Raw genomic sequence first — 23271 nt, 5'->3', positions numbered from 1 at the left:
TGGGCGAAAGACTAAGCCTGCGAGCAGCCCTTGGGCTTGTCGCCAGGCGCACTGGCTTGTTCATCCCAGCGCACTGTCTCAATCGCCCATATCGCTCAAGCCCGCTCCCGGGCCTTGGCAAAACCGGGCAACCCCTGCAGCTGGGCGTCGATCTGCTCGATGATGTAGGCACCGATGGGGATGGCGGAAGTCGCCGCCGGCGACGGCGCGTTGCACACGTTCACGCTGCGCCGGGTATTGCGGAACAGGAAGTCCTCGATCAGCTTGCCGTCCCTGGAAACTGCCTGGGCTCGGACTCCGGCCGGGTATGGTTTGAGATCCTGCACTCCCAGGCTGGGGCAGTATTTGCGCACCTGCTGCAGGTAGCCACGCTTGAACAGCGAGTTCTTCATCTCGACCAAACCGGGGCGCAGGTTATCCCGCAACACCTTGAGGATGCCTACATCGGTGAGCATGGCGCAGGTATCGGCCAGGGAGATATCGCGCTTGCGGTAGCCCTCGCGCTTGAGCGCCAACACCGCATTCGGCCCCACCGTGACACTGCCGTCGATCATCCGCGTCAGGTGCACGCCGAGAAACGGCATGGACGGGTCGGGAATCGGGTAGATCAGGTGATTGACGATCCGGTTGTGCTGTGGCGGCAGCAGGTAGTACTCGCCGCGGAACGGACAGATGCTGAAGCCAGGATCCAGACCGAGCATGCGCACCAGGCGGTCGGCCATCAGCCCCGAACAGCTGACCATAAAGCGCGTACTGAAGGTGCCCACCCGCGTCTGTACCTGCATTTCTGTCGCCAGCTCCTTGAGACTGGTGACCTCGGCGCCATAGCAGATCTCGCCGCCGCGCCTCTGGAACTCGCGCGCCATGGCCACGGTGACCTCGGCGAAGTTCACGATGCCACTGGAGGGCACGAAGATGCCGCCGATGCCGGTGATGTTTGGCTCGCGCTCCTTGAGCTGCCCGGCCGACAACCACTCACGCTCCAGGCCATTGGCCGCGGTTCGCTCCCATAGCGCGCGCATGCGCTGCATCTCCACCTCGTTGGTGGCGACCAGCAACTTGCCGCACTCGTCATAGGCGATGCCCTGCTCATCGCAGAATGCCTTGGTGGCACGATTGCCTTCCAGGCAGAACCTGGCCTTGAGGCTACCTGGGGTGTAGTAGACCCCGGCGTGGATCACCCCGCTGTTGTGCCCGGTCTGGTGCCGGGCCGGCCCCGACTCTTTTTCGAGCAGCAGAATCCTAGCCTCTGGGTAGGCCTTGATCAGCTGCATGGCAGTGGACATGCCGACGATGCCACCGCCGATAATCACGAAATCGTACACGGCGCAAACCTCTGGTGAGCCGGCGTTTCCACACGGCCTGATGATGGAAATCCCGCGGACTGTTATTGCCCTTGCTGGTGGCCCAGCTTGGGGTAGCTGAAGTAACCGCGCTGGCGCATCAATTCACGGCGCAATCCCGGATGCGGGATGAAGCGATCGCGCCCATGCAGCCAGTAGAGGTTGTTGATCAGCAGGAAGTTGCCCACCGGCACCGGTACGGACAGCTTCTGCTTGCTGCCTTCCAGGGAGGTCGACAGGTCGGTCAGCCAGTTGCCCTCGTCGAAGTCCTTGGGCTGCACGAACTGGTCGATGTAGCGCATGGTCGGCCGGCCCTCGGCGTCGACATCGAACACCGCATGGAACACGTCCTTGTCGACCTTCTTGCTCGGCGGCGCGGTCCAGCGCATTACTCGCCTTGCCAGCGGATGATGAAAGAACGCGTCACGGTCCTCCCAATCGTCCAGGTGCAGGATCAGCGAATTGCCACCTTCGATGTTCTGCTCATCGATCTTCATCATCAGCACGTAGTCGGTGATCTGATCGACGAAGGTGCCGTCGTTGTGCAGCTCCATCACCCGATGCGGCTGGCGCAGGTAGCTGTCGGAATTGTCGACGTTCTCCACCACGAAGCGCGCGTAGAACTGCCCGCTCATTGCATCGTAGTTCGAGCGCCCGAGCAGATGGGCCACGGCCGTGGAGAACTTGACCATGTCCTCGGCCTGGGTCACGTCGCTCAGCCCCTCCGGCCTGATCAGCATACCGCCTGTGGCGCGGTCCATCAGGGTGTTGAGCAGCACTGGCCGCAGGGTGTTGCCGCACAGATCATCGAGAATCTTGGCAAAGCGAAAACGCAAGAACGACTTGTACTCCAGCGCCTGCACCGGCCACTCGGCCACCGCTTCACAGAAGGCCTCCACAGTGCCCTTGGCGAAGGTCAGTTCGAGTAGGCGTGACGACTGTGCAGAAGGCGCCAGGGAATAACCCTGAGTGGCAGTCGGTAGCGGCATCACGAGGTCTTTGAGCTGGGTAAAGGCATTCATGTCGGTGTCCTGACGTGGGTGAGCGGTGCGCCGCCCTCTAACAAGGCGGCCGACGGGAGGAAAATATCGCCACTAAAACAAAATGTCTACATTTTTATTATTCATCGATTTTAACGATCGACATCCTCACTTAGTCGTTGTTTCGTCACTTCGGTATGATGCGCAAAACGCCCTGAGGAACATGGCCATGGATACCCTCGCCCCCCGACAGAACTCCTCCGTTAACGGCTATGAGTGGCTCAAGCGGGACATCATTCAGGGGCATTTCAAGCCCGCCGAAAAACTCCTGATGAGCACGCTCAAGGAGCGCTACGCATTGGGCGTGGGGCCGCTGCGCGAGGCGCTGTCGCAGCTGGTGGCTGAGAATTTGGTAGTCGCGATTAGCCAGCGCGGCTACCGCGTGGCACCCATGTCGCTTAGCGAGATGCAGGACATCTACGACGCCCGTGCCAACCTCGAGGCGCTGGTACTGAAGCTCGCCATCGAGCGCGGCGATGACGCCTGGGAGGCTCAGGTGCTGGCCAGCTCGCACACCCTTGCCAAGGTGATGGAAGTGAACAGCCAGGAGCAGATGCTGGAAGTCTGGGATACCCGGCACAAAACCTTCCACAGCGCCATCGCTGCCGGCTGCGGTTCCCGTCACCTGCTGCAGGCGCGCGCCTACCTGTTCGACCAGGCCGAGCGCTATCGTCATTTGTGGCTGCGGCGCACGGTGTTCTCCGAAGAGGCGTTAGCCCTCAAGCGCCAGGAACACAGCGAACTAGTCGACGCCATCCTCGCGCGGAACGCATCGAGGGCCTGCGAGCTGATGCAGGCTCACTTGATGACGCCGGTGCCGATCATTGCGGAAATCATGCGCAACAACGCGCCAGCCGCCTCGCTGGCCGACTCCGAGCTCATGGAATAGCGTTCACGCCTGACCATCCCGGCTGGCTTCGGCAATGCCCCAAACGCTTCTTCAGGACAACTTCCAGCATGAACCGATTGCTCCCGGCCGCCCTCGCACTGCTCCTGACCTGGCCCCTGCTGATCCATGCCGAAGCCGCAACGCCGTCGACCCGCCCAACCTTCACCGCCGAGCAACAGCAATGGCTCGAGGAGCATCGTCAGCTGCGGGTGGGGCTGCTCATGCAGGCCCCCTGGGCGCGCTACGACCAGCGTCAGCAAAAGCTCTCCGGCGCCAATGTCGAGCTGATCAACCTGTTGCTTGAGAACATGGGCGTGGAGCCACAGTGGCGGCGTTTCTCCACCCGCGCCGAACTGAACGCCGCTGCACAACGCGGCGAACTGGACCTGGTTCCAGGTATGCAACAGACCCCTGCCGGCCTGCGACGCTGGCTGTACTCCGATCCTTACATGCGGGTGCCGCATCTGCTGGTAGGCGAGCGACTCGCCGGCGCAGTGGTCGACCTTGACCTCCTGGGGCCAACCGAGCTGCTGGCTGTGCGCGCGCCCAGCCCCGCTGAAGCCTACCTGCACAGCACTTATAGCCAATTGCGGCTACTGCCGGTGACCTCGGCGCGCAGCGCCCTGCAACAGGTGCTACAGCAAAAGGCAAGCTATGCGGTGGTGGATGAGGCGCGCCTCAGCCTGCTGCTGCGCGAACCACAATTTTCCGGACTGAGCATTGTCGGCGATCTCGGCCTTCCAAGATTGCTGCGCATCGCCAGCCGTCGCGACCAACCGCTACTGGCGGAAATCATCGAGCGGGCCCTGCGCGCCATGCCCGCAGGCGAAGTCGACCGCCTGCGCGAACGCTGGCTGCCGCTCAAGCGCCCGCAAGTAGGCGACTCCCTGGCCTTCTGGCGGAGCCTGACCCTGTTGCTGCTGATCGCCCTGCTTGGCGCGGCCATCAGCCTACTGCACTTGCACCGACAGCGCCGCTCCTTGGAACACCAGCTGCTCGACAGCCGCCACCAACTGGCCGTACGCGAGGTCGCCGAGCAAGCCCTGCGCCTGAGTCAATTCTCCATCGACCACAGCACAGTGGGGATTCTCTGGGTCAACTGGGACAGTCATGTCCGCTACGCCAACCACGCAGCCGAGACGATGCTCGGCTACGCCCCAGGCTCGCTGGTCGAGCGCCCGCTACGCGATCTGGAAGCGAGCCTGGACATGGACCGCTGGCTGAGTCTATGGAAGCAGGCACGCAGCCGCGGAGACGAGCCCCTGGGCTTCGAAACCGAATGCCTGTGCGCCGACGGCAGCCTGTTGCCGGTGGATGTGTCCCTGAGCTTCCTGCGTTTTCGCGAGTCCGAGTACCTGGTGGTGTTCCTCACCGATGTCACCGAGCGCCGTCGCACCAGCGCAGCCCTGCAAGAAAGCGAGGCGCGCTTCAAGGGCATCGCCGGCAACGTGCCAGGCCTGGTGTTTCGTCTGGAACGAGCGGTCGCCAACCAGCCGGTGGTATTCGCCTACATCAGTACTGCGAGCCTGGAGCTGGTCGGCTATCCGGCCGAGCAGCTGCAACGCGCCGACCGCGGACTCCAGAGCCTGGTTCACCCAGAGGATCTGCCCGGCTACATGCGGAGCCAGCAGAGCGCCCTGGCCAGTGACAGCGACTGGTACTGGCAGGGACGCATCCTCACCCGTGACGGCCAGTTGCGCTGGGCCGACATCCGGGCCACCGCGCGCCGCCTGGACGAGGGTCGGGTGCTGTGGGACGGCATCGTCTGGGACATCACCGCGAACAAGCAGGTCGAACTGGAGCTGGCCGAGTCACGCAGCCAGCTGCGCGAATTGTCCAAGCATCTGGAAAGCGTTCGCGAGGAGGAAAAGGCGCGCATCGCCCGTGAAGTGCACGACGAACTCGGCCAGGTACTGACCGTGCTCAAGCTGGAGACCGCCATGTGCGAACTGGCCTGCGCCGGCCAGGTGCCGGGCCTGGATGAGCGGCTGCAGAGCATGAAGCGCCTGATCGCCCAGCTGTTCCAGCTGGTGCGCGACGTGGCCACTGCCCTGCGCCCGCCGATTCTCGATGCCGGTATCGCCTCGGCGATCGAATGGCAGGTGCGCCGCTTCGAGGCACGCAGTCAGATCCCCTGTCTGGTGGAGGTGCCCGAGCATTTGCCCAAGCTCAGCGACGCCAAGGCCGTAGGCCTGTTCCGCATTCTCCAGGAGGCGCTGACCAATGTCATGCGTCACGCCGAGGCCCATAGTGTCGAGGTGATGCTGCGCTTGGAGGACGGCGAGCTGTGCCTGCACATCAGCGATGACGGCAAGGGTTTCGCCACCGATGCCGGCAAACCCGGGCAATCCTTCGGCCTGGTCGGCATGCAAGAGCGTATCCTGATGCTCGGCGGCAGCCTGACGATTGACAGCCAGCCCGGGCAGGGCACTACCCTGTTGGCCCGCGTGGCATTGACCGAGGAGGAGCTGGCGTGATCCGAGTACTGGTGGCCGAAGACCACACTATCGTGCGTGAAGGCATCAAGACGCTCATCGGCATGGCGCACGACCTGCAGGTGGTTGGCGAGGCGAGCAACGGCGAACAGCTGCTCGAGTGCCTGCGCCGTACCCCCTGCGATGTGGTGCTGCTGGATATCTCCATGCCCGGGGTCAACGGCCTGGAGGCGATCCCGCGCATTCGCGCCCTGGCCGATGCGCCGGCGATTCTCATGCTGTCCATGCATGACGAGGCGCAGATGGCGGCGCGAGCACTCAAGGTCGGTGCTGCCGGCTACGCCACCAAGGACAGTGAACCGGCCCTGCTGATCACCGCGATCCGCAAGGTCGCCGGTGGCGGACGCTATATCGACCCGGCGCTGGCCGACCGCATGGTCTTCGAGGTCGGCCTGACGGACTCCCGACCGCCCCACGCGCAACTGTCCGAGCGCGAGTTCTCGGTGTTCGAGCGCCTGGCCCGCGGCGAGGGGGTCAACGAAATCGCCCTGCACCTGGCGGTCAGCAACAAGACCGTCAGCACCCACAAGGCCCGCCTGATGCAGAAGCTTGGCGTAACGTCGGTGGCCGACCTGGTGCGCTACGCCATGGACCACAAGCTGATCTGAGCCTGCGCGCCGGAGCCGCGCCGGCCTGTTGTAGGGCGATTCCTACAGCAGATTCTCCGCCCGCCTGATAAACACTTGTCATCCCGCCCGATTTTTCCCGCCCACCGCCGCCCCTAATCTGTGCCCAACCGCGTGTAGACAACAACAAGGGTATGGCGATGACCGGGTCTCAGACAAACGACGTGCTGGTGAGCTTTCGTGGTGTACAGAAGAGCTACGACGGCGAAAACCTGATCGTTAAAGATCTCAATCTGGATATCCGCAAGGGCGAGTTTCTGACCCTGCTGGGCCCCTCTGGCTCCGGCAAGACCACCAGCCTGATGATGCTGGCCGGTTTCGAAACCCCCACCGCCGGCGAAATCCTGCTCGACGGCCGTTCGCTGAACAAACTGCCGCCGCACAAGCGCGACATCGGCATGGTGTTCCAGAACTATGCCCTGTTCCCGCACATGACCGTGGCGGAAAACCTGGCCTTCCCGCTCTCGGTGCGCGGCATGTCCCGCACCGACTGCACCGAACGGGTCAAGAAGGCACTGTCCATGGTCCAGTTGGACAGCTTCCGCAATCGTTACCCCGGCCAGCTGTCCGGCGGCCAGCAGCAGCGCGTGGCCCTGGCCCGGGCCCTGGTATTCGAGCCGCAGCTGGTACTGATGGATGAACCCCTGGGCGCCCTCGACAAGCAGCTGCGCGAGCACATGCAGATGGAGATCAAGCACCTGCATCAGCGCCTGGGCGTCACCGTGGTCTACGTCACCCACGACCAGGGCGAGGCCTTGACCATGTCCGACCGGGTCGCGGTCTTCCATCAAGGCGAGATCCAGCAGATCGCCGATCCCCGCAGCCTCTATGAAGAGCCGCGCAATACCTTCGTCGCCAACTTCATCGGCGAGAACAACCGGATCGGCGGCCGCCTGCTCAGCCAGACCGGCGACCGCTGTGTGGTCGAGCTGGCCCGCGGCGAGAAGGTCGAAGCCCTGGCGGTCAACGTTGGCCAGCCGGGCGCCCCGGTGACCCTTTCGGTGCGCCCCGAGCGCGTGCGCCTGAACGGCTCCAGCGAGGCCTGCGACAACCGTTTCTCCGGCCGCGTGGCCGAGTTCATCTACCTCGGCGATCACGTGCGGGTCCGCCTGGAGGTCTGCGGCAAGAACGACTTCTTCGTCAAACAGCCGATTGCCGAACTCGACCCGGCGCTCGCCGTGGGTGATGTCGTGCCCCTCGGCTGGCAGGTCGAACATGTCCGCGCCTTAGACCCCCTGCACGAATCGCACTGATCCCCCAGCGCTTTACCAACCCTGCACAGTGGAGACAACAACAATGACCAAGACTCTCTCGCTCACCGCCCTGGCACTGGCAATGGCCTGCGCCGCCCCGGCAATGGCGGCGGACCTGACCGTGATCGCCTTCGGTGGCGCGAACAAGGACGCCCAGATCAAGGCCTTCTACCAGCCCTGGGAAAAGAACACCGGTGGCAGGATCATCTCCGGCGATTACAACGGTGAAATGGCCAAGGTCAAGGCCATGGTCGATACCAACAGCGTGTCCTGGAACCTGGTCGAAGTGGAGTCGCCCGAACTGTCGCGCGGCTGCGACGAAGGTCTGTTCGAGGAGCTCGATCCGGCCCAGTTCGGCAACCCCGAAGACTTCATCCCCGGCGCGATCCAGCCTTGCGGCGTCGGCTTCTTCGTCTGGTCCACGGTGCTGGCCTACAACGCCGACAAGCTCAGCGCCGCGCCGAACGGCTGGGCCGACTTCTGGGACACCGAGAAATTCCCCGGCAAGCGCGGCCTGCGCAAGGGCGCCAAGTACACCCTGGAATTCGCCCTGATGGCCGACGGCGTGGCGCCGAAGGACGTCTACGCCGTGTTGGCCACCAAGGAAGGCCAGGACCGCGCCTTCGCCAAGCTCGACCAGATCAAGCCGAGCATCCAGTGGTGGGAAGCCGGCGCCCAGCCGCCGCAGTTCCTCGCCTCCGGCGACGTGGTGATGAGCTCGGCCTACAACGGCCGTATCGCCGCGGTACAGGACGAGAGCAATTTGCAAGTGGTGTGGGACGGCGGCATCTACGACTTCGACAGCTGGGCAATCCCCCGTGGAGCCAAGAATCTCGAGGCTGCCCAGCAGTTCGTCGCCTTCAGCGTGCAACCCGAGCAGCAGAAGACCTTCTCGGAAAACATCGCCTACGGCCCGGCCAACAAGCAGGCCATCGACCTGCTCGATGCCAAGCTGCTGAAGAATATGCCGACCACCCCGGAAAACATCGCCAACCAGGTGGCCATCGACGTGACCTTCTGGGCCGACTACGGCGAGCAGCTGGAGCAGCGCTTCAACGCCTGGGCCGCCCGCTAAGCCGCCCCTGGCAACTCCCCCTCCCCTTTAGGGGAGGGGCGTCTTTCCTGATTTTCGGAGTTCGTTATGGCCATTGCAGTGCCCCTGAACGAGGTCGCCGGCCCCACGCTGAAGCAGCGCCTGGCCCGTGCCGAGCGGCTCAATCGCCTGAAAGCCCAGGCCTTGATCATGCCGCTGCTGGTGTTTCTCGTGCTGGTCTTCCTGGTGCCGATTGCCGCGCTGCTCTACAAAAGCGTGAACAACCCCGAGGTGGTGAGCAGCATGCCGCGCACCGTCGAGGCCATCGCCAGCTGGGACGGCCGCGCCCTGCCGGCCGAACCGGTATACCGGGCGCTCAGCATGGATCTGGCCGAAGCGCGCAAGAATCGCAGCATCGGCGACTTGTCCAAGCGCATGAACATGGAACAGGCCGGCTATCGCAGCCTGATGATGAAGACCGCCCGGGCCCTGCCCTTCAAGGACGAACCAACCTCCTACAAGGATGCCCTGGAAGGCCTCGACGAGCGCTGGGGCGATCCGGCCTATTGGCAGGTGATCCGCCGCAACAGTAGCAGCATCAGCCCCTATTACCTGCTGGCGGCCGTCGATCACCGCATCGACGACCTCGGCGAACTGGCCCCGGCCTCGCCGGACCAGGCCATCTACCTGGACATCTTCGCCCGCACCTTCTGGATGGGCCTGGTGATCACCGCCATCTGCCTGCTGCTGGCCTACCCCCTGGCCTACTTGCTGGCCAACCTGCCGACCCGGCAGAGCAACCTGCTGATGATCCTGGTGCTGCTGCCGTTCTGGACCTCGATCCTGGTGCGCGTGGCGGCCTGGATCGTATTGCTGCAGTCCTCCGGCCTGATCAACGGCGCCCTGCTCAGCCTGGGCATCATCGATGAGCCCTTGCAGCTGGTGTTCAACCGCTTCGGGGTGTACATCTCCATGGTGCACATCATGCTGCCGTTCATGATTCTGCCGATCTACAGCGTCATGAAGGGCATCTCGCCGACCTACATGCGCGCGGCGATCTCCCTTGGCTGCCACCCCTTCGCCAGTTTCTGGCGGGTGTACTTCCCGCAGACCCTGGCCGGGATCAGCGCCGGCTGCCTGCTAGTGTTCATCCTATCGATCGGCTACTACATCACCCCGGCCCTGCTGGGCAGCCCGAACGACCAGATGGTCAGCTACTTCGTGGCCTTCTACACCAACGTCAGCATCAACTGGGGCATGGCCACGGCGCTGGGTGGCCTGCTGCTGCTCGCCACCCTGGTGCTCTATGTGGTCTACAGCTGGCTGGTCGGCGCAAGCCGCCTGCGCATGAGTTGAGGAGAGAGTCGAGATGCTAAGCCCCTACATGTCACCCATCGAGCGGATCTGGCACTACAGCCTGCGCACCCTCTGCGCTCTGGTGCTGCTGTTTCTGATCCTGCCGGTGCTGGTGATCATCCCGTTGTCGTTCAACTCCGGCAGTTTCCTGGTCTACCCGCTGCAGGGCTTCTCCCTGCAGTGGTACCAGGACTTCTTCGAGTCCGCCGGCTGGATGCGCGCCCTGAAGAACAGCCTGATCATCGCCCCGGCGGCCACCCTGATCGCCATGGTGCTGGGCACCCTGGCAGCCATCGGTCTGACCCGCGGCGAATTCCGCGGCAAGGCCCTGGTGATGAGCCTGGTGATCTCGCCGATGGTGGTGCCCGTGGTGATCGTCGGCGTGGCCAGCTACCTGTTCCTCGCCCCGCTGGGCATGGGCAACAGCTACCTGTCGCTGATCTTGGTACACGCGGTGCTCGGCGTGCCCTTCGTCATCATCACCGTGTCGGCGACTCTGCAGGGTTTCAATTACAACCTGGTACGCGCCGCCGCCAGCCTCGGCGCCTCACCGATCACCGCGTTCCGCCGGGTGACTCTGCCGCTGATCGCCCCGGGGGTGATCTCCGGCGCGCTGTTCGCCTTCGCCACGTCCTTCGACGAGGTGGTGGTGACCCTGTTCCTCGCAGGCCCGGAACAAGTGACCCTGCCGCGGCAGATGTTCAGCGGCATTCGCGAGAACCTCAGCCCGACCATCGCGGCGGCGGCTACCCTGCTGATCGGCTTCTCCATCCTCCTGCTGCTGACCCTGGAATGGCTGCGCGGACGCAGCGAGAAACTGCGTACCCAGCAGCCTGCCTGACCGAGAGTAGAGGTCCATCATGTCCTTAGAATTGCAAGATCCCAGCCTGCTGCGCCAGCAGGCTCATGTGAACGGCCAGTGGTGCGAAGCCGACAGCGGTCAGCGCACCACCATCCTCAACCCGGCCAACGGCGAAGCCCTGGGCAGCGTGCCGAACATGGGCAGAAGCGAAACCCGCCGCGCCATCGAAGCCGCTCAGGCCGCCCAGCCGGCCTGGCGTGCGCGGACCGCCAAGGAGCGGGCCAACCTGCTGCGCCGCTGGTACGAACTGGTGCTGGCCAATCAGGAAGACCTGGCGCGGATCATGACCTTTGAGCAGGGCAAGCCCTTGGCCGAAGCCCGCGGAGAGATCGCCTACGCCGCATCCTTCATCGAGTGGTTCGCCGAGGAGGCCAAGCGGGCCTATGGCGACGTGGTGCCGGGCCATGCCGTCGACAAGCGCATCCTGGTGCAGAGGGAGCCAGTTGGCGTCACCGCCGCCATCACCCCGTGGAACTTCCCCAGCGCGATGATCACCCGCAAGGCCGCGCCGGCCCTGGCGGCCGGTTGCGCCATGGTGCTCAAGCCGGCACCGCAGACACCCTTCTCGGCCCTCGCTCTGGTCGCCCTGGCCGAGCGCGCCGGCCTTCCGGCGGGCCTGCTCAGCGTGGTCACCGCCGACGTGCTGGCCTCCCGCGAGGTCGGCGCCGAACTGTGCGAGAGTCCCGTGGTGCGCAAGCTCAGCTTCACCGGCTCGACCGGCGTAGGCATCAAGCTGATGGAGCAGTGCGCGCCGACCCTGAAGAAACTGTCCCTGGAACTGGGCGGCAATGCCCCCTTCATCGTCTTCGACGACGCCGACCTGGACGCGGCAGTCGAGGGCGCGATGATCTCCAAGTACCGCAACAACGGCCAGACCTGCGTCTGCGCCAACCGCATCTACGTGCAGGACGCCGTGTACGACGCCTTCGCGGAAAAGCTGGCTGCCGCCGTGGCCAAGCTGCAGGTCGGCAACGGCATGGACGCTGGCGTGACCACCGGCCCGTTGATCGACGGCAACGCCGTGGCCAAGGTCCAGCACCACCTGGACGACGCCCTGAGCAAGGGCGCCCGCCTGCTCGCCGGCGGCAAGCCCCATGCCCTGGGCGGCACCTTCTTCGAGCCGACCATCCTGCTGGACGTGCCCAAGCATGCCGCCGTGTCCAGGGAGGAAACCTTCGGCCCGCTGGCGCCGCTGTTCCGTTTCCGGGACGAGGCCGAGGTGATCGCCATGGCCAACGACACCGAGTTCGGCCTGGCCGGCTACTTCTATGCCCGTGACCTGGCTCGGGTGTTCCGCGTGGCCGAGGCCCTGGAGTACGGCATGATCGGCATCAACACCGGGGTGATTTCCACCGAGGTGGCGCCGTTCGGCGGCATGAAGGCTTCGGGCCTGGGCCGTGAGGGCTCAAAGTACGGCCTGGATGAATACCTGGAAATCAAGTACCTGTGCCTGGGTATCTGATTGCCCTTTCGTAGGGTGCGCCGCGCGCACCTTGGTTAACTTTCCGGTGCGCATGGCCCAGGCGGCCCCGCACAACCTACCCGAGGAAGTCATGAGCAAGACCAATGAATCCCTGATGCAGCGCCGCACCGCCGCCGTTCCGCGTGGCGTGGGGCAGATCCACCCGATCTTCGCCGACAGCGCGGAGAACGCCACGGTCACCGACGTCGAGGGCCGCGAGTTCATCGACTTCGCCGGCGGCATCGCCGTGCTCAACACCGGCCACCTGCACCCCAAGATCATCGCCGCGGTGCAGGAGCAACTGACCAAGCTCAGCCACACCTGCTTCCAGGTGCTGGCCTACGAGCCCTATGTCGAGGTCTGTGAACAGGTCGCCGCGCGGGTGCCGGGCGACTTCGCCAAGAAGACCCTGCTGGTCACCACCGGCTCCGAGGCGGTGGAGAACGCGGTGAAGATCGCCCGCGCCGCCACCGGCCGCGCCGGGGTGATCGCCTTCACCGGCGGTTATCACGGCCGCACCATGATGACCCTGAGCCTGACCGGCAAGGTCGCGCCCTACTCGGCCGGCATGGGCCTGATGCCCGGCGGCGTGTATCGCGCCCAGTACCCCTGTGCGCTGCACGGCGTCAGCAGCGACGACGCCATGGCCAGCATCGAACGCATCTTCAAGAACGACGCCGAGCCCCGTGACATCGCCGCGATCATCGTCGAGCCGGTGCAGGGCGAGGGCGGCTTCTATGTCGCGCCGAAGGACTTCATGCAGCGCCTGCGTGCGCTGTGCGACCAGCACGGCATCCTGCTGATCGCCGACGAGGTGCAGACCGGCGCCGGGCGCACCGGCACCTTCTTCGCCATGGAGCAGATGGGCGTGGCCGCCGACCTGACCACCTTCGCCAAGTCCATCGCCGGCGGCTTCCCCCTGGCCGGCGTGTGCGGCAAGGCCGAGTACATGGACGCCATCGCCCCGGGTGGCCTGGGCGGCACCTATGCCGGCAGCCCGATCGCCTGCGCCGCGGCCCTGGCGGTGATGCAGGTGTTCGACGAGGAGAAGCTGCTGGAGCGCTCCAAGGCGGTCGGCGAGCGCCTGGTCAGCGGCCTGAAGGAGATCCAGGCCAAGCACAAGGCCATCGGCGACGTGCGCGCCCTGGGCTCGATGATCGCCGTGGAGCTGTTCGAGGACGGCGACCTGCACAAGCCCAATGCCGCGCTGACCGGGCAGATCGTCGCCAAGGCGCGCGACAAGGGGCTGATCCTGCTGTCCTGCGGCACCTACGGCAACGTGGTGCGCGTGCTGGTGCCGGTCACCGCGCCGGATGCCCAGCTGGACAAGGGCCTGGCGATCATCAAGGAGTGCTTCGACGAACTGGCCTGAGGCCGGTGATGCAAGAAGACCCGCTGCGGCGGGTCTTTTTTTGCCTGCTAACTGGCTCGCATAAGTAACCGCTCCGAAGCATCAGCCACCCTGCCGTCAACCCAAAAGCAGGTATAGCAGGTCATCTTTCATCGCCATCGATGAAGGCCAGAACGTCCAGAATGATCGTGATGTAGGCCCAAGAAATATCACCTAGAACATAAAGCCCGGCAGGCTCTCTGATTGTCGCTCGCTGCGCGCCTAAGAACCAGAAGAGCAGTGGCCTATCAGCCGCCATCGGACACCTGGAACGCTGAGCTGGATCCGCCAGTGAACCAGCTCACTGCCCCAGAAGCCGCCTCCTTGGTCGTATTTCTTGAGATAGCAACCGCCCCATTCAGCACTCCAGCGTCGCTTCGATAGCTCAGTTGCCCGCCTAATGCTTGACCGGCAATACTCGGGCCTCACTGGCAGTACAGCCGAAGTGCTGGCGAAAACTGCGGGAAAATTGAGCCTGATCGCTGAAGCCCCAGCGAAAGGCCAGCTCCCCAATCGTGAGATGGCAGTGCGGGTCACGTAGGCGCTGGTATACCGCCTCCAGGCGCTGCAGACGAATCCACTCTCCGAGACTGTAGGGCGTCGTGGAAAACAGCTTGTGCAAATAGCGCACGGATATGCCGCACGCTTGAGCTACTTGTTGTGGTGCCAGTTCAGGCGAGCAGAGATTCTGTTCAACATAGCGCTCGATCTGCCTCAGATGCAAAGCTGCCACGTTTGAATTTTCACTATTGAGCACCCGTTCATCTTGGCGTAGTGCCAATAGCAGAGTCGAACAGGCCTGTTCCAGCAACATATGCCGCGCGGCCTCGTCACACTCATCAAAGCGCGCGGCACACATCGCTAACTGGTCGACAAAAATCCTCCCGAGACCACGCTGGGCATCGAAACAGAAACGCGTATAGCGCTCGACACCGCGCAGTTGGCCATGAAGAGCGCGCTCAGGCAGCTTGAACACCCAAAGATCGTTGTCGGCAGCGTAGTGAAAACGATATGGGGCATCACCACGCTCAAAGATAAAGCCGCCTGGTCGACAATGCAGGACACGTCCGTCTTGCTCGAAGTGCACTTCGGTCCGGCGTGGAACAGTAACCAAATAGCAGGGTTCAGGATCTTCACTGACCTGCGCCTTGCTGCGCGAATAGCCAAGCTGGCTAGAGCGCAGGCGAGAAAGCGTCAAAGGTGTACTGCCCGTCTCCCAGATCTTCAGGCTACCTTGAAAACTGGCGCTGGAATTGAACTCAAGCGTCAGCGGGAAATATGTACTGCCGATGGCTTCGGCCCAGCGCGGTTGCCTTTCACTCTCGGGCCAGAACCGTGTAGACAATTGATGTGCCATGGCGGGTCCTCAACTTGTAGTTATTATGAGGACGACACCAACGCTGTTTACGTTGGTGTCGTTATTACGCCATCCTTGACTATCGCGTTCCGTGGGTCAATTACCGGGGGTCAGTTGATAGGTGGCCGAGGGAGCCAGCGTCACATTCCAGCCTGGCGGAACAACGATGTTGGTGGTGGCCTCCTGAATCACGCAGGGCCCTTTAATCATCTGCCCTACCTCTATGCGATCACCATCATAAACTGCGGTATCCTGCCATTCGTCTTGCGCGTTAAAGAGCATAGGCCTATGGCTAGCAGGGACTGCTGCAGAGGCTTCGCCCGGGGCTGCCAGTTCAGGCATCGGCGGCCGCTTCAAGCGCGCGATTACTGAACACTCCAGGTTCACCAACTCAACCGGGCTATCAGGCTCGCTGTAGGAAAACAGTGCCTTATGCTTACGGTGAAACGCCTCGCGCAGCTCATGAAGCCCCTGACTGTCGAGCTGCTCGCTCGTGAGTTCGACGCTGCACTCGTGGATCTGCCCCAGATAGCGGATTTCCAGGTTGTAATGACACTCCACCTGATTACCGGCGCTGAAGCCATCGTCGCGTAGATCGGCCATACCCCGCTCACGCAGGTCATGCAGAGCGACGTTCAGTTGCTCCAGGTCAACAAAATCATCGTCCAGACGCATTGGTAGAGTTGTCAGCTGATCGTAACGGATGTCCGAGAGGATCTGACCGAAGGCGCACAATCCCGAGGCCACCTTGGGGATCAGCACGACCTTGCTCCCGATCTCCTCGGCCAGGCGCATCACATGCATACCAGCAGCTCCGCCGGCGCCGATTAGCGCAAAGTCACGCGGATCATAACCACGCTCGACGGATACCCGACGAATGCCGCTGACCATATTAAGGTTTACCAGGGTGATAATGCCTATAGCAGCACGCTCGACACTGATGCCAAGTGGCTCGGCAATTTTGCTTCGGATCGCGTCGATTGCGGCTTGTCGATTCAGGCGAATACTGCCACCTAGCAACGCGCCGTCCGCCAGATAGCCGAGCGCCAGGTTGGCGTCGGTCACGGTCGGCTCCCCTCCGCCTTTGCCATAGCACACAGGCCCAGGGTTGGCCCCGGCGCTGCGTGGACCTACCTGAAGCATGCCGAAGTCGTCAAGGTGGGCGATCGACCCCCCGCCAGCACCAAGCGTCTCCACTTGGATCATTGGTACGCCGATGCGATAACGCAGGAAGTCGGTGTCCTTGCTGAAGTTCGTACGCCCAGATTTGGTCAAGGTGATGTCGAACGAGGTGCCCCCCATGTCGACCGTGATCACGTTGTCGATACCAAATGGTTGTGCCACACACAGGCCGGCTTGCGGAGCAGAAGCCGGTCCCGAGTTGATCGCATTGACCGCTCGCTCGCGCATCACTGCGCCGGGCGCCAGGCCGCCATTGGACTGGAAGTAGCGGGTAGGCTGGTGCGCACCTAGTTCTTCGAACAATGCATCGATACGCTCGATGTAACGCCCCATCACAGGACTAAGATAGGCGTTGACCACCGTAGTGGAAGTGCGGGTGTACTCGCGAATCTGCGGAAAAACTTCGTTACCAGTGCACACAAACACATCTGGCAATGCGGCGCGCACCAACTCTGCTGCGCGCTGCTCATGGCTTGGATTGCGCACTGACCAGACAAAGGAAATTGCTACCGCCTTTACGTCTTGTTCACGGAAGTATTCAATCGCAGCCTGTATCGCGGTTTCATCCAGCGGACTGTATTCGCTGCCATCACTAAGAATCCGCCCGCCAATTGGACGCCGCAAGTGACGCGGCACCAACATATGCGCCGGTGGGTAGCTCGCATCGTATCGATGGCCGTCCTCCTTATGGCCAAGACGTATTTCCAAGCTGTCCTCATGGCCCTCGGTGCACAACAAGCCAACCTTGACGCCGGTCTTTTCGATCAGTGCGTTCAGGGCCACGGTAGTTCCGTTGATACACAGGTCACAGTCGGCAATGATCTCTGCCGGGGTGCGTCCAATGGCGTCGGCAATCTGCGCCAGGCCGTTGCGTATCGCCACGGTCCCGTCATGTGGGGTAGAAGGAGCCTTGAACAGCTGCACGTTACCACTGTGGTCGGCAAGAATGAAGTCGGTGAAAGTGCCGCCGGCATCGATACCCAGGCGATATTGTTGCTTAGTCATGGTATGAGTCTCTGCTTTTGCTCAGGGGACGGCGATCAATGCGCAGCACGGTTAGCGCGTGTTGCTGCTTCGTCGAGTTGGCCGGTGCTGTCGAGGACGACGCCGTACTCTAGTTGCGCACCTTCACGCGATACCAAACCGTTGAGTACATCGTTGAGTACATCCGACACAGGGCGGCGCATTGGATCGCCATATCCGCCGCCACCTGGATTGACGTTGATCACCCGCTCGCCCGGCTGAGCAGTTATCAGAGCATTCTGGATGTAGTGGGTTTCGTCGCCGTCGACATGCCGGTGAATCAGTCGCCCCAGTTTCGGTTCGAGCAGTACGTTCTTTGCACCTGCCGCACCAGCGGTTGGCAGCTGCCGCCCCTCACCAAATCCGACCACCGTCATGGCGTGATTGAGCGGCTCCAGTTCGATGCGGGTGCCGGAGCCACCGCGGAACTCGCCCGCCCCACCACTATCGATCATCAAGCTATAGCGGTGGATGAGCACGGGATAGGAGTACTCCAGAAGCTCGATATCACCGGACATCAACGCCCCGAAACAGCAGAGCGGGCCACAAGCCGGCCAACCGTCCATGGCTTTGTTGGCGCCGGCACCGGAGATGATCGAGGCCAGCACCATGGTTACGTATTCATCATTGCCGTTGCGCGGGTCGCGGCCGGCGATGTTGATACCACTGGCATGTCCCCAGGAGGCAGTGACGCGATCTGGCGCGGCTTGCTCCAGCGCCAGGCGCACTGCATCGGCGAGAGTTTCCATAGGGGTTGTAGTGCTATTTACGTGCGGAGCCGGCTCTTGGGCGTTGCACAGGGTGCCGGGCGGCCCTAGATCAACGCTGACGCAACGGTACAGCCCTTCGTTGTAGGGAGGCGGGACCTGAGCGAACATCATCAGGCCTAGATAGACCCCAGAGATCGAGTTGCCTTCATACGAGTTGATGAAGTAAGGCACTTGTGGAGGACTCTCGATGAGCACATGTGCCTCGTCACCGCGGATTTCTACCTTTGCAGTAATCGAGAGCTCACCGAAACCGTGTCCTGAGTCCTCGAGAACTGCGGTTCCACTGTAGAAACCATCCGGCACACCTCGCAGCAGTGAACGCATATGCCGGTCGGCCATGTCCTTCAGTTCAGCGATACAAGCCCGCACTTCTTCGACACCATAGCGATCGAGCAATTCGATCAGGTGACGCTCGCCCACACTACAGGCTCCGTACTGGGCGTTCAGGTCGCCCTCCTGATAGGGCCGCGCACGCATATTGGTCAGCAATAGGTTAATTACATCTTCACGCCGCTTGCCCTGAGACCATAACTTGACCGGCGGAATGCGCAGTCCTTCGGCGTAGATTTCCTTGGCGTCAGGGTTATATCCCGCCGGCACGGGACCACCAATATCGGTCAAGTGCCCCTTGCACACGGTCCAGAAAACCAACTCGCCCTTGTAGAACACAGGCTTGTACATGCAGCAATCAATGATATGACTGCCTTTGTACGCAGGGTCGTTATGGTAAATGACGTCTCCCTCAGCGATGTCGTCGCCGAAGAAACCGGCCACGCACTTCATCGCAGGGATCAAAGAACCGAGATGGATCGGGATGTCCTGCCCTTGCAGGATCATCTCCGGTAGATGGTCGAAAAGTGCGTTGGAATAGTCGTGAGCGAGGTTGAACACGCTCGAGCGGCCGGTCTTTTCCAGCGTCAGGGTCATTTCTCGCTGGGCGGTTTCGAGCGCACCGCGCACGACTGCCAGGGTGATCGGATCTACTGTGCTCATGGGTCACCAGAAATCTTGTTGTTAGCCAGGTGGGGGCGGAAAGTCGTCCTGCCCACACCTCTAAGCTACGCGCAGCAATGCCCACAGACTTGTCATGAGGCGCACAACCTTTTGCTTCTGAGGGAACCTAGAACAGGCCACGGGGAGGAACGCCCGGGCGATCTGTCTAGGAATATTGGTACGATGGGCTCTAGTGGCTTGAAGATGGTGCTCAGCGCCCAAATAAAAAAGGCCAGCACGAGGCTGGCCAAGCAGGAAGCATGACGTGGATTGTCTATCCGAAAGATACGTGACTGGCTTAGAAGTAATAGCCGATATTGGTGTACAACTGATTCTCCCATTGATTGCTACCGCCGCTACCCAAACTCTGGGTGTAGCTACTTCCGCCTATGTAGGGATCATTCTTGCCGTGCAACCATTCAACGGCTATCCACAAGTCCTTGAGGGAGAACGAAGTACCTAAAATGAAGCGTTGCGAGTCGTCGAAGTTAGGCTCGTCCTTTTCGAACCTGCTGTAGTTGCCATAGACCTTCATGCCAGAGAGCCAGCCGAAAGTACCTGGCACGTCGTAACTCAAGTCCGCCACATAGAGATTCCCCCTGGAGGCAACGTTAAAAGTCCCGTCGAAACTGCCGAAGCTAACGACCTTGTTGCTCTCAGGATTTCTGGGACGCATGTCCTGACGGGTGGCCTGCAACTGCAGGCCCCAGGGACCATTCTTGCCGTGGTAATGCAGCGCCACGGCATGGCGCCGGCCATCCTCACCGCTGTCACGGTTTTCCAACGTGGAGGTTAGCGCCGAAACGCCGACTTCTGTCTGCCAGCCTCCCAGACTCAAATTGCGGGCGACTCGCCCGACAAAGATGTCGCGCTCCTTGTTGTTACTGCCACCGACGACATAGTCATCGGCAGCCGCAACACTGGTCGCATAAGTCTTCCCGCCCCTGCTAGTGCCCTGCCCTTGATCGGCAGGCTGAAGGTAGTATCCGGCCTGCAGATTCCAGTCACCGCCTTGGTGGATGTATTTGATGCCTAGATCCTGGATGTCCTCCAGGCCGATAACATTACCCAACGACTCGAAGAAGGGACTGCCAAAGTACGGCTGCAACCCAAAGGGAATCTTGTTGAGGCCAGCCTGTACCTGCCGACTCTCGTCAAATTTGTAACCAATCCAAGCATACTCGGCGAAGGAAATATCACCGATCTTATCAGTGTAATCAAAAGGATAGGCCTTGCCGTAAAAGCGGTACTTGGCCGCACCGATCCAACTACTGGAGTTGTACGTAGCGGTCAAGAAAAACGTATCGAAACTGAGTTTTTCGATATCGCGATCCGGATCATAGTCGACGCGGGCGCGGACAGCGCCACCAATATCCAGATTTTCGTTGATGGTTACCGCGTAGGCCGGCATATCTAATGCAATCGACATTGGAAGCAGAACCAGCGAGAACAGCTTCCGGTGGCAGATCTTATACATAGAGCATTCTCTTGGTATTATATTTCTTGTTTTATGCAACCTAAGGGGAGCCGGTTGAACTCTACGGCTAAGCCTTAGGCGCTGTATCTAGAGCGGAAGAGTGAGCGCTTTTTCAACCGCAACTAGCGCGTACGAACCAGCTGCGCTTCGCGCTATTGAGTAACAGCCAGTACGCGCCGAATGCGCTAAAGAAGGTCAAGGGCGCCGAAAAGGTGGCTAGCGCAGCACTGCCGAAATTTAGCACTGCAATTCCCAGAGCCGCAGCAAAGAACCAAGCAGTCAATCCGCAAGGGTTAAACGAGGTGACACGGTCCTGCTCGAACTCGACCTTGCCCTCGAACAGCTGCGCGTACTTTGGCGAGCTGATATGCGCCAAGGCGATCGCCACCCAGGCGACTACAAAAATACTCTGGTAGGCCAAGGCCTGCAGGATGTAGCTAAACACATCGAATAGCATCAGCAGGTAAACCACTACCCCGACGACGATAGTCCAGACCATATAGGGGATCTTGGACAAGCCGAAACGACCGAAGAAGGCATGCATATTGCTGGCCGCCATAAAGAAATTGGCGGTATTGATGCGAGTCTGGCTGACCCACACAAAGATCAGGCCCCAAATGCCCATCAACTCGACGATGGCCAGCACCACCGAAACCTCCGAAAGACCACCTTGGGTTGGAATGGTGGCAGCAAGAAAGATCCCGACCAGCCCATTGACCAGAAAAGTGAAGATATAGAAAGGCAGGCCAAAGTTGACCTTGGCATGGAAGCTGGCATCCTCCTGGCGACCGAATCGCGCGTAGTCCCAGGTGTACATCATGAGAATCCACACGCCCATGAAATAGGTAAAGCAATTCCACCAGCCACTCTCGACTGGGCCACTTGGCGGCCCCATATTCAGCCATGCCGAGCTGTAGCCGTACGTATCGACGGCCATCACGACCACTGCGACCAACCCTGCCAGATAGAATGGCAACAGTAGGCCATTGAGCCTATCCAGCCAGTTCTGAACGCTGCCAAATACCAGCGGTACGCTATAGGCTACCACCAGTAGATAAGCCTGATTGAGCGTCAGCCCCGACACGTAATCGTGAATGGCGATCGCAATCACAGAGCCTTCAAATACGCTGTAGTAGATCGCAGTTGCGAAGAAGATCAGCGTTGCCAATGCAGCACCAGATCGACCAAATAGTACGCGGGAAAACAGGGCTACCGACAAGCCTGTCTTGATGGCGTAGCGTGCAATGACGCCGTTAATCACCGCATAGGTGACGACCGATAGGAGCAAACCGATGATGGCGTTCTTGGTACCAAAATTCATCGCCAAAGTGGCAGAAACCACTAGCCAGAACATGGCGCTACAGATGGCCCACCAGGCCATCGTCAGGGACCCCTTGTTCATACGGTGTCCCTCAGGAACCGCGACGGCGGTGTAGTCGACACTATCGACTTGTCTTTCAATGTTTCCGGCCATGACTCTTCTCTTGTTGTAGGAATGAGTTGAGTCATGATCGTAAGTGCGTCAGGCGGGTAATTACTTGCTGCTGACTGTCCTATCTTTTGTCATACAGAGAACTGAATCGCGGTAGTTTCAATTGGCAAGCGGCTATGCAGCCAGAGCGCCGCGTAACCGCGCCGAGGGCAGAAGCCAGGGCGATCAGTTGGTAGCAGAATAACGCAAAGATCGATATGCCCCACCTACGCCACAGCAGGTTGCCATCCCGAAACCCGCAGGCTAGAGTGCGCCCGTCGTGGTCAATCCCACGGCCGGGCGTCAGAACCCGATGAAACCAGGGCGCGGTAGCGTCATAGCGGAGCGGCAGACATTCCAATGTCCTGCCATCGCTTTTCTATGGCAGGCCGTGCGGGGCAGGCTTTTGCCTGGCCGGTTCCCTTGGTTTCCGGTTTCTGACCCCCGTACGGTCTGCCACCATACTGCGTCAGAACGGTGGGTGGCAGCTCCTTAATCGAACCAAGGAGCATAAGGAAAATGCGCTACCCCCTTTTTACCCAAGGGCTCCGCCCTGGGCCTCTGGTCTTGTTGTTCGCCTCCATCCGGGAGGTGCGCCATGGCTGAGTTCGAAACCTGCATCCTCCCCTTCCCGCGCCAGCCAAGCTCACTGCACGAGTCCGAACGCTCGCCCCTGCCCGTCGAGGCGGCCGCCGAGTTGCGCGCCACAATGCTCGGCAATCTGCTCGATCAGATAGCCGAACCGGATGGCTTGCAGCCGGAGAACCTGCGCCTGCGGATTACGGCCTACTCGGCCCTGGACCTGCTGGATGAGCTGGTCGTGCTGTACCGCCGTGCGCTGTCCGAGGCGCGAGGAGGGGCACTTCATGGCTAAGGCTGTCGTCACCCAACTGCCCGCCCATGATGACCACCTGGGCATGCAGATCACCTGGGCCGACGACTGTCGCCAGGTATTTGACCGCGGCGTCAGCTTCGCCCAGGCCTGGCTCGACAACCCGCGCAGCGGTTGGCTCTGGGCGGCGATGATCGCCGAACGCGATCACCTGCCCCGCGCCATTGAGCGGCGTGCCTTCGAAGTGGGCTTTCTCAGCCGCATCCACCAGCGCCTGTGCTCACCCCGTTGCGGGATGGAGCCGCTCAGGGACGTGACCCTGAGCCTCTAGGCCAGCAACTGGGCCGGCACTGGCGCCAGGAGCAGGGGTTCTTGCCCCCTCAAAATCAAGAAAAATAGACGGTTTCCACCCGGCCT

General features: G+C 61.5%; 18 protein-coding genes. 11 read left to right on the top strand and 7 right to left on the bottom strand.

The window, feature by feature from the left end; genetic code table 11:
- Window positions 1-95: 95 nt before the first annotated feature.
- Both lhgO and glaH read right to left on the bottom strand, forming a co-directional pair.
- Window positions 96-1325: an L-2-hydroxyglutarate oxidase gene (gene lhgO / locus ACSX1D_RS08525; RefSeq protein ID WP_439861821.1), complete on the bottom strand. Its 1230-nt coding sequence runs from the start codon at window positions 1323-1325 to the stop codon at window positions 96-98.
- Window positions 1326-1387: 62 nt separating this feature from the next.
- Window positions 1388-2365, bottom strand: coding sequence for a glutarate dioxygenase GlaH (gene glaH, locus ACSX1D_RS08520; RefSeq protein WP_439861820.1), 978 nt, complete (start codon window positions 2363-2365; stop codon window positions 1388-1390).
- A gap of 187 nt (window positions 2366-2552) precedes the next feature.
- On the opposite strand from glaH, the gene csiR reads away from it, so the two are divergent.
- The 9 genes from csiR (at window position 2553) to gabT (ending at window position 13731) form a co-directional block, all read left to right on the top strand.
- Window positions 2553-3272: a DNA-binding transcriptional regulator CsiR gene (csiR, locus tag ACSX1D_RS08515; RefSeq protein WP_439861819.1), complete on the top strand. Its 720-nt coding sequence runs from the start codon at window positions 2553-2555 to the stop codon at window positions 3270-3272.
- 68 nt (window positions 3273-3340) lie between these two features.
- Window positions 3341-5749, top strand: coding sequence for a PAS domain-containing sensor histidine kinase (locus ACSX1D_RS08510; RefSeq protein WP_439861818.1), 2409 nt, complete (start codon window positions 3341-3343; stop codon window positions 5747-5749).
- Window positions 5746-6375: a response regulator gene (locus tag ACSX1D_RS08505; protein ID WP_439861817.1), complete on the top strand. Its 630-nt coding sequence runs from the start codon at window positions 5746-5748 to the stop codon at window positions 6373-6375. Before ACSX1D_RS08510 ends, ACSX1D_RS08505 begins: the two co-directional genes overlap by 4 nt.
- A gap of 158 nt (window positions 6376-6533) precedes the next feature.
- A complete protein-coding gene (locus ACSX1D_RS08500) occupies window positions 6534-7646 on the top strand; it encodes an ABC transporter ATP-binding protein (protein ID WP_439861816.1) in 1113 nt (370 codons plus the stop codon).
- A 43-nt stretch (window positions 7647-7689) separates the two neighbouring features.
- Window positions 7690-8721: an ABC transporter substrate-binding protein gene (locus ACSX1D_RS08495; RefSeq protein ID WP_439861815.1), complete on the top strand. Its 1032-nt coding sequence runs from the start codon at window positions 7690-7692 to the stop codon at window positions 8719-8721.
- A gap of 66 nt (window positions 8722-8787) precedes the next feature.
- Window positions 8788-10035: an ABC transporter permease gene (locus ACSX1D_RS08490; protein ID WP_439861814.1), complete on the top strand. Its 1248-nt coding sequence runs from the start codon at window positions 8788-8790 to the stop codon at window positions 10033-10035.
- A gap of 13 nt (window positions 10036-10048) precedes the next feature.
- Window positions 10049-10876 carry an ABC transporter permease gene (locus ACSX1D_RS08485; RefSeq protein ID WP_439861813.1) on the top strand — a complete coding sequence of 276 codons (828 nt, stop codon included), beginning with the start codon at window positions 10049-10051 and terminating at the stop codon, window positions 10874-10876.
- A 19-nt stretch (window positions 10877-10895) separates the two neighbouring features.
- On the top strand, window positions 10896-12359 hold the full coding sequence (gene gabD / locus ACSX1D_RS08480) for an NADP-dependent succinate-semialdehyde dehydrogenase (RefSeq protein WP_439861812.1): 1464 nt from the start codon (window positions 10896-10898) through the stop codon (window positions 12357-12359).
- A gap of 91 nt (window positions 12360-12450) precedes the next feature.
- Window positions 12451-13731 carry a 4-aminobutyrate--2-oxoglutarate transaminase gene (gabT, locus tag ACSX1D_RS08475; protein ID WP_439861811.1) on the top strand — a complete coding sequence of 427 codons (1281 nt, stop codon included), beginning with the start codon at window positions 12451-12453 and terminating at the stop codon, window positions 13729-13731.
- A 415-nt stretch (window positions 13732-14146) separates the two neighbouring features.
- On the opposite strand, the gene ACSX1D_RS08470 is transcribed toward gabT, so the two are convergent.
- The 5 genes from ACSX1D_RS08470 to ACSX1D_RS08450 all read right to left on the bottom strand — a co-directional run bounded on the left by ACSX1D_RS08470 (window position 14147) and on the right by ACSX1D_RS08450 (window position 22025).
- On the bottom strand, window positions 14147-15106 hold the full coding sequence (locus ACSX1D_RS08470; protein WP_439861810.1) for a helix-turn-helix domain-containing protein: 960 nt from the start codon (window positions 15104-15106) through the stop codon (window positions 14147-14149).
- A 96-nt stretch (window positions 15107-15202) separates the two neighbouring features.
- Window positions 15203-17293, bottom strand: a complete 2091-nt coding sequence (gene capA, locus ACSX1D_RS08465; RefSeq protein ID WP_439861809.1) for a caprolactamase subunit alpha — start codon at window positions 17291-17293, stop codon at window positions 15203-15205.
- Window positions 17294-17328: 35 nt separating this feature from the next.
- On the bottom strand, window positions 17329-19008 hold the full coding sequence (capB, locus tag ACSX1D_RS08460; protein WP_439862284.1) for a caprolactamase subunit beta: 1680 nt from the start codon (window positions 19006-19008) through the stop codon (window positions 17329-17331).
- 364 nt (window positions 19009-19372) lie between these two features.
- On the bottom strand, window positions 19373-20551 hold the full coding sequence (locus ACSX1D_RS08455; RefSeq protein ID WP_439861808.1) for a porin: 1179 nt from the start codon (window positions 20549-20551) through the stop codon (window positions 19373-19375).
- A 112-nt stretch (window positions 20552-20663) separates the two neighbouring features.
- Window positions 20664-22025, bottom strand: a complete 1362-nt coding sequence (locus ACSX1D_RS08450; RefSeq protein ID WP_439861807.1) for a purine-cytosine permease family protein — start codon at window positions 22023-22025, stop codon at window positions 20664-20666.
- A 595-nt stretch (window positions 22026-22620) separates the two neighbouring features.
- Here ACSX1D_RS08450 and ACSX1D_RS08445 point away from each other — a divergent pair.
- Window positions 22621-22896: a hypothetical protein gene (locus ACSX1D_RS08445; RefSeq protein WP_439861806.1), complete on the top strand. Its 276-nt coding sequence runs from the start codon at window positions 22621-22623 to the stop codon at window positions 22894-22896.
- Entirely contained in the window at window positions 22889-23185 is a 297-nt protein-coding gene (locus tag ACSX1D_RS08440; RefSeq protein WP_439861805.1) for a LasR-specific antiactivator QslA, read from the top strand. Before ACSX1D_RS08445 ends, ACSX1D_RS08440 begins: the two co-directional genes overlap by 8 nt.
- Window positions 23186-23271 lie beyond the last annotated feature (86 nt).

The organism is Pseudomonas sp. MBLB4136 (assembly GCF_051904765.1).
Classification (GTDB): domain Bacteria; phylum Pseudomonadota; class Gammaproteobacteria; order Pseudomonadales; family Pseudomonadaceae; genus Aquipseudomonas.
This window is presented reverse-complemented; position numbering and strand designations above follow the sequence as displayed.